Raw genomic sequence first — 6,110 nt, 5'->3', positions numbered from 1 at the left:
AGTCGTTCAACTGTTTTGATGACTTGTTTAATATTTTCCCCAGAAATATATTTATGAGCAAGAGTCTCAACCGCAGTACCAACAGTTGTAGCAGCAACTTGTCCTGGCATAGAGTCGGGGTTAGCAAAATTTAGCATCCCCTTCAAAGCTGCTGGTAATTCTACAGACTCATCGCCTAGATATTCTTGTAAATGTGAGGCAATCTCTGATTTACTGTGCAAAGCCGGTAGCGTATCTATGAAGCGAAATAGTTGCACCCGCAAACCAGGATTACTCATTGCCCAAGCTAGTAATTTATCATCCCAGCGCATTTGATCCCGCAGGGAAGAAAAAAACGAACGATTTTCCGTCGTTGCTGCTAGAAGTTGTTTAGCGATTTCTTGGGTTTTAGCTTCGTAAGTGCTTGTTTGTGCTTGTAATACCACTGATAATAAACTCCGTTAATCAAGGCAAGGCTTTTTGGACAAAGCCTGTGTCTTCTATTTTGACGCTTTCATATATCAACTGGGGAGTGGGGAGTTTGGAGTTTGGAGTTTGGAGTTATAAGAATTCTTTCCTCAATGCCCAATGCCCAATGCCCAATGCCCAATTCAATAACAAGTGTTATCCTTTTGTTGATCTATTTCTAACTTGATTAGACAGATGTTGCAGCAGAAAAGATTATCTCAGTCATACTAAGAGTGTGGATACTATGTTTATGCCTACGGAAAACCTCACCTATATTTTATTTTCTAACTGGCAACACACACTCCAACCCTTTGGTGTTGACCAAGTAGAGGCTGAGAAAGCGTTTAATCAGTTGGTTGCTGTTTACTCTACCCCCGATCGCCATTATCACACACTGAAACACATTCATCACGTTCTTAGCACAATTCAAATTTTGCAAGGTTACACCAACAACCTAGCTGCTGTTCAAATTGCTGCCTGGTTTCATGATGTGGTGCATAACACTCAGGCTGAAGATAATGAACAAAAAAGTGCAGACTATGCTCTTGAGTTATTGAGTAATTTGGGTATTTCAGAAAGTACCATAACTAGTGTTACCCATCTCATACTTAATACTAAAGACCACCAAGCTACGGTGGATGACTATGATAGCCAAGTCCTACTTGATGCAGATTTAGCGGTTTTTGCTGCTAATTCAGTTGATTATACAGAATACGCCTATGCGATTCGCCAGGAATATAGCTGGGTGCCAAGAGCAGAGTATATAGTAGGTCGTCGGCAGTTTTTAGAACGATTTTTACAGCGATCGCATATCTACTTTACACCTTTAATGTCAGAGTTTGCCGAACCATGTGCCCGTGGCAATATCCAGGAAGAAATTCAGTCTTTGGTTGATTGAATTGCTTAACGTCTGCTACCACCACGATGAGGCACTTCAGCGTCTTCTACCTTTCTTTTAGGTGCAAACGCTTGTTGATGTTGTGGCTGCTGAATATTTTGCTGTGCAAACCTTACACGGGTGCGAATTCCCAAATCAACATCTGTATCGAGCATTTGCTGAAGTTGATTTGTAATCCGCAACCCTTGATCAGGTAAAGTGACTGCTATGGCAATTGCTAGTGTTTCTAAACTCGTGACTGCCGCATAGCGCACTACCCACTCTGGATCTTGAGAAATTAATAGTAACGCCTCTAATACCTGAGTTTGAACAGATTCTAGTTTCTCTGACGGTACTTGATGCCATTGCAAAGTGCCTAATCCCCTAGCAGCAGCCCGCCGCACACTCAAAGAAAAATCGGTTTTTGCTGCCTCTAACAAGCTATCCAGCGCCCGGACATCGCCAATTCCCGCTAAGGCACGAATTGCCCAGGCTCTAGCACCGTAGTTGTAGTCATCAATTAGTTGTAATAGTGGTGGTACTGCGGCTTCCCCGATCGCAATCAGTCCGTCTACCGCCGCCACCGCCGCCCCTGGATTGTTGTAGCCCAAAGCTGCAATCAAAATTGGCACAGCTTCCTCTATACCAGCTGCTGCTAACTCCTGAACTGCGTCTAGCAAGCGCTCCGAGGAATCTGCTTCTTCCACAGCACGGATCAATATTTGGGCAAGCTCACTATTATTCATAATAATTTTTTATGAGTGATTAGTTACCAGCCAATTGTAGCTTAGGTTATCCGTAGTTACTATCATACATAAACCCCTAACCCTTGTTTTGCAGTTGCTTTGGGGGTTTCTCTGTGGTAAATATTGGGTGACAACGTATCAATGAAAACTCATTATTAGAAAAGAATTCAGGAGTCAGGAGTCAGAATTCAGAATTTAATTGGAGTCCAACTGGTGTTAGCAAAGCGGTAGAGAGTTATCGAGCGTTGGTAGCGTGATCTTCTCCCTTCGCGTAGCGTCTCCAACAGGAGAGGCGGGTCAACAAGAGAGTGGCGGATCTGAATCCCCTAATAATTTATTCTCACTCCTGTTAGCGATAGCGGGGCGATTAGCCCATTCTGACTTCTGAATTCTTCTTAAACTACAACAGTGAATCCATCAAATTCATGACTTTAATAGCACCTTCTGACAAAGTGCTTGCTGCTGTGTGGTTAACTTGATATTCTAGTAATCTTTTGAGGGAAATTAATTTCAGGCTATTTTCGGCAAAAGTCTGGGCGATCGCATCTGCTGCGGGTAGATAGCCAATCGCTCCCAAATCTGCTAACACTGCGCGACGCAACTGCAATTTCTCTCCCCCTAAAGCCTTTACCAACCGTTCCCCATAAACTGAGTCTTGGGTTAATTGATACATGGCTCGTGCGGCAGCATATTGCACCAATTCGATTGGATGCTCTAGAAATGGCTTTACCAAAGGAATGAACTCAGTCGCCTGTAAGTTTCCCAAGGCTTCTAAAATCGCATCGTAGGGTTGAGATAAATCTGGCTGTGATCTGAGTTGCTCTCCCTGCAAGCCTACTTGTAATAGCTTGATCAAGGCAGGAATACAAATCGGATCACCCAGCATCTCTAAGGATTGTGCCGCTGCTTCCCGCACATAAAAATCTGAGCAGTCTAAACACTCAATTAAAGGTACTACTGCCTGGCGATCGCCTAGTTTTCCCAACGCCCTAGCTGCGTTCCGTCGTAGAGGATATCCGCCTTCGGGTGTCCTGTCGGCTTCATCCTCTAAGGCGGCGATCAGTCGTCTAACCGCAGCTGGTTCAGAGACTCGAAACCTGCCCAACCACCAAGCAGCATAAAAGCGCAGACCTAAATCTGCGCTTTCCAGATTGGCGATCGCTTCCTCTACTGTTAAAGATTCACCGTCGGCAAAGTTACCTGTCGGTGATAAATCTTCAAATTTCTGCGGAATTGAATTCATCAGAAGAACGATTGCTCTGTTCGCTACCTGTATTAGTATCAGCATTCAATGGTTGAATACTGACTATTTTACCACCTAAGCGAGTAATTCGCTGCATTTCTTGATTCATCCGGTTCTCAGGCACGGTGATAAATTCACTGGCACTAGAACGAATCGGATAAGCTGTTTTTTCAGTTTCTTCGCTTTGGCGAAGACCGACTACTTCATAGCGAAAGTAGCGGTTGCTAGTTTTACCACCAATTTGTCCAAGCATAAATTCATTCCAAATTTAATTTAATATTGTCATTAGTCATTTGTCCTTGATCATTTGTTTTTTGTCTGAAACTAACGACCAATGACTAATGACCATTGACACTAAAGTGGCTTCACACTAGCGATTTTACCACCTTGTTTTACCACTCTTTGGAAGTAACTAGATAGTTCTTCATAAGGTATGATTACAGCTTGATTAACGCGGCGGATGCTCGGATAACCAGCGCCAAAAACGCCTCCCACTTCAACGCGGTACATTCTGCCTTCTTTACCAAAAGTTCCTGCACCACCAAAAGTACTGTTGGGGGTAACGCCTCTTCCAGAAGCCACGTATGCAAAACCTGATGCACTACCAGATGGCGGAACAATAACTGATGCACTATTGCGACCAAGTTCAACGGCTAGTCGGGAAGACTTGCCTTTGAGTTGCGATGTATCGCTACTTGCATAGCCGCGATAAAGTTGGAATATCCGGCTAAATCCTACAGTTTTCTGCCCAGTTTGGGTTTGAAAGCCGCGATAGTAAGGGACTATATTTTCACCAAAGCTAGATTGATACTCTGACGAATCAATATAAGAATCAATGTCGGCTTCATACCCCTTGGTTTGGTACAAGTCTAAGTGATAGACCACCTCAGACTCATCATAAGGCGCACGACCCAACAAATGTTTGTAGTTCAGTTCGATGACGCGAGTTTGAAAACTGTTGTAGAAAAACTTGGTTTTGTACAGTTCCGATTTAGCTACTTGACGCACAAACTCTTGGACTGTAACTTTCCCATCACGCAGGATAGATTCAGCACTTATGAGGCGTTCAGATTTCATTAAATAATCGTTGCCCAACAACTGACGATAGACGGCAGAAATTACCTTTTCTATGTCTTCTTTAGTTGCATTTTGGCGCAATTCCACACGAGCGTTATCACTAAAAGCTTCTGTTCCCAGACGGGATGCTGCTGTTGTAATAGCCATTGATAATTTTCCTTTTGTAATTGGTAGTTGGGAAAAGTTAGGAGTTAGGAGTTAATAGTTAGGAGTTAACAGTAGGGGTAGAGTTAAGAATTAAAAACTCATAACTTCTAACTCCTACTCCTGACTTCTCACTCATAACTCCTAACTCCTCACTTAATTCCAGTTCCCTATTTATACGGCTGTAATGCTAATAACCTTACTGCCCTTGCGATTCAGCTGCTGCAATTTACTAGAAAGTTGCTCGTAGGGTACGACCAATTCCGCAGTACCCCGCCGCACTACAGATGAGTTCACCGAAGCGGCTTGTAATACCCTAATCCGGTATGTTGCTCCTCGACCACCTGTAGAGAGTCCTGTTAAGGCTCCTGTAGAAACTGGGTAAATGGGTGAAGCCAGATTCTTCGCCACTTCCCAGGTTAGCCGCCCTTGCCCTTCTTTTTGTCCTTGAGCGCGATCGCTACTGGCATAACCCCGATAAAGTTGGAACAGTCGGCCAAATCCAACGTTTTTCAGTCCTACTTGACTTTTAAAGCCTCGATAGTAGGGTACAATATTTTCGCCAAAACTCTCTTGATATTCTAGTGAGTCAATGTATGAATTAATTTCAGCTTCGTAACCTTGTGAATTATAAAGATCAGCATGGTACGAAATCTCTGACTCATCTTCTGGGGCACGCCCCAATAAATGTTTATAGTTCAACTCGATAAACCGAATTTGCGAGTTGGAGTGGAAAAACTTCTCCCGATAGAGTTCCGACTGGGCAATAGCCAGTACAAAACCCCTAACTGAAATCGCACCCCGCTGCAACAGTGATTCGGCACTTACAAGATGCTCTTCCTCTAACAGGTATGAATTACCCAAAACCTGACGGTAAGCTGCCCGGATGATCACTTCTACATCCGCTTCTGTTCTGTTGGGACGTAGTTCTGCTACTCCTGAGCTTTCAAAAGTGCTAATTCCCAATCTTGCTGCTTGTCCCAAAGCTGCCATCTTTAAATCTCCTCAGTTTTAACTGTAAAACCGAAAACTTTTCAGAAAATTTTTTTCTAATCTTTTAACAGTCTTGTGAAAATAAAACTGCCCAGAAAGGTAAACCAACTCCTAGCTAATTGCTAACAGAGCTTGTTTCCCTTTCCGGGCTAAATACACTCTCTAGCTGAGAGCGTTAATTGCGTAGTCAATGTAGGAATTGGCTTCTACAGCTGGATCGCCACTTAGACCGTGGTTAGCTTTGATATGCTTCAAAGCTTCAACATACCAGCTAGGAGACAAATCAAAGGTGCGATTGATTTCAGCCAAACCTGAGACTAGGAAATCATCCAATGGTCCTGTACCACCTACTACTAAGGAATAGGTAACGATCCGCAGGTAGTAACCAATGTCACGTACGCACTTGGCTTTACCAGTACAGGTAGAAGCGAAGTTAGGCCCGTGCTGTTGAGTGGTGTAGGGAAACTTGTTGTACACCGCTTGAGCTGCGCCTTCTGTCAAACGTTGAGCATTATCGGTCAAGCTTTTTGCTGCTTCTAAGCTAGCTGGAGCTTGGCGAAAACGACCAAAAGCGGTTTGAATT

General features: G+C 43.6%; 7 protein-coding genes and 1 pseudogene. 1 reads left to right on the top strand and 7 read right to left on the bottom strand.

Annotated elements, in window-relative coordinates; genetic code table 11:
• Positions 1–425 (bottom strand): annotated as a pseudogene (locus tag ACEW80_RS13240) (L-glutamate gamma-semialdehyde dehydrogenase); the annotation flags it as partial.
• Positions 426–697: 272 nt separating this feature from the next.
• Here ACEW80_RS13240 and ACEW80_RS13235 point away from each other — a divergent pair.
• Positions 698–1,345: a hypothetical protein gene (locus ACEW80_RS13235; RefSeq protein ID WP_373527022.1), complete on the top strand. Its 648-nt coding sequence runs from the start codon at positions 698–700 to the stop codon at positions 1,343–1,345.
• A gap of 5 nt (positions 1,346–1,350) precedes the next feature.
• Here the strand turns inward: ACEW80_RS13235 and ACEW80_RS13230 are convergent, their stop codons facing one another.
• From ACEW80_RS13230 to ACEW80_RS13205, 6 genes are all read right to left on the bottom strand, one after another.
• Positions 1,351–2,070, bottom strand: coding sequence for a HEAT repeat domain-containing protein (locus ACEW80_RS13230; protein ID WP_373527021.1), 720 nt, complete (start codon positions 2,068–2,070; stop codon positions 1,351–1,353).
• Positions 2,071–2,470: 400 nt separating this feature from the next.
• Positions 2,471–3,313, bottom strand: coding sequence for a HEAT repeat domain-containing protein (locus tag ACEW80_RS13225; RefSeq protein ID WP_373527020.1), 843 nt, complete (start codon positions 3,311–3,313; stop codon positions 2,471–2,473).
• Positions 3,288–3,566, bottom strand: coding sequence for a phycobilisome linker polypeptide (locus ACEW80_RS13220; protein WP_373527019.1), 279 nt, complete (start codon positions 3,564–3,566; stop codon positions 3,288–3,290). Before ACEW80_RS13220 ends, ACEW80_RS13225 begins: the two co-directional genes overlap by 26 nt.
• Before the next feature lie 101 nt (positions 3,567–3,667).
• Positions 3,668–4,537, bottom strand: a complete 870-nt coding sequence (locus ACEW80_RS13215; protein WP_373527018.1) for a phycobilisome rod-core linker polypeptide — start codon at positions 4,535–4,537, stop codon at positions 3,668–3,670.
• 171 nt (positions 4,538–4,708) lie between these two features.
• Positions 4,709–5,527: a phycobilisome rod-core linker polypeptide gene (locus ACEW80_RS13210; protein ID WP_373527017.1), complete on the bottom strand. Its 819-nt coding sequence runs from the start codon at positions 5,525–5,527 to the stop codon at positions 4,709–4,711.
• A 162-nt stretch (positions 5,528–5,689) separates the two neighbouring features.
• Positions 5,690–6,110, bottom strand: a 421-nt coding sequence (locus ACEW80_RS13205) for a phycocyanin subunit alpha (RefSeq protein WP_373527016.1), incomplete at its 5' end; no start/stop codon positions are given.

Source organism: Nostoc sp., assembly GCF_041747015.1.
In the GTDB taxonomy this organism is placed as follows: domain Bacteria; phylum Cyanobacteriota; class Cyanobacteriia; order Cyanobacteriales; family Nostocaceae; genus Nostoc.
This window is presented reverse-complemented; position numbering and strand designations above follow the sequence as displayed.

Coding starts and splice junctions, on each gene's coding strand:
- ACEW80_RS13235 (WP_373527022.1), top strand. CDS start 698: ATGCCTACGGAAAACCTCACCTATATTTTATTTTCTAACTGGCAACAC.
- ACEW80_RS13230 (WP_373527021.1), bottom strand. CDS start 2,070: ATGAATAATAGTGAGCTTGCCCAAATATTGATCCGTGCTGTGGAAGAA.
- ACEW80_RS13225 (WP_373527020.1), bottom strand. CDS start 3,313: ATGAATTCAATTCCGCAGAAATTTGAAGATTTATCACCGACAGGTAAC.
- ACEW80_RS13220 (WP_373527019.1), bottom strand. CDS start 3,566: ATGCTTGGACAAATTGGTGGTAAAACTAGCAACCGCTACTTTCGCTAT.
- ACEW80_RS13215 (WP_373527018.1), bottom strand. CDS start 4,537: ATGGCTATTACAACAGCAGCATCCCGTCTGGGAACAGAAGCTTTTAGT.
- ACEW80_RS13210 (WP_373527017.1), bottom strand. CDS start 5,527: ATGGCAGCTTTGGGACAAGCAGCAAGATTGGGAATTAGCACTTTTGAA.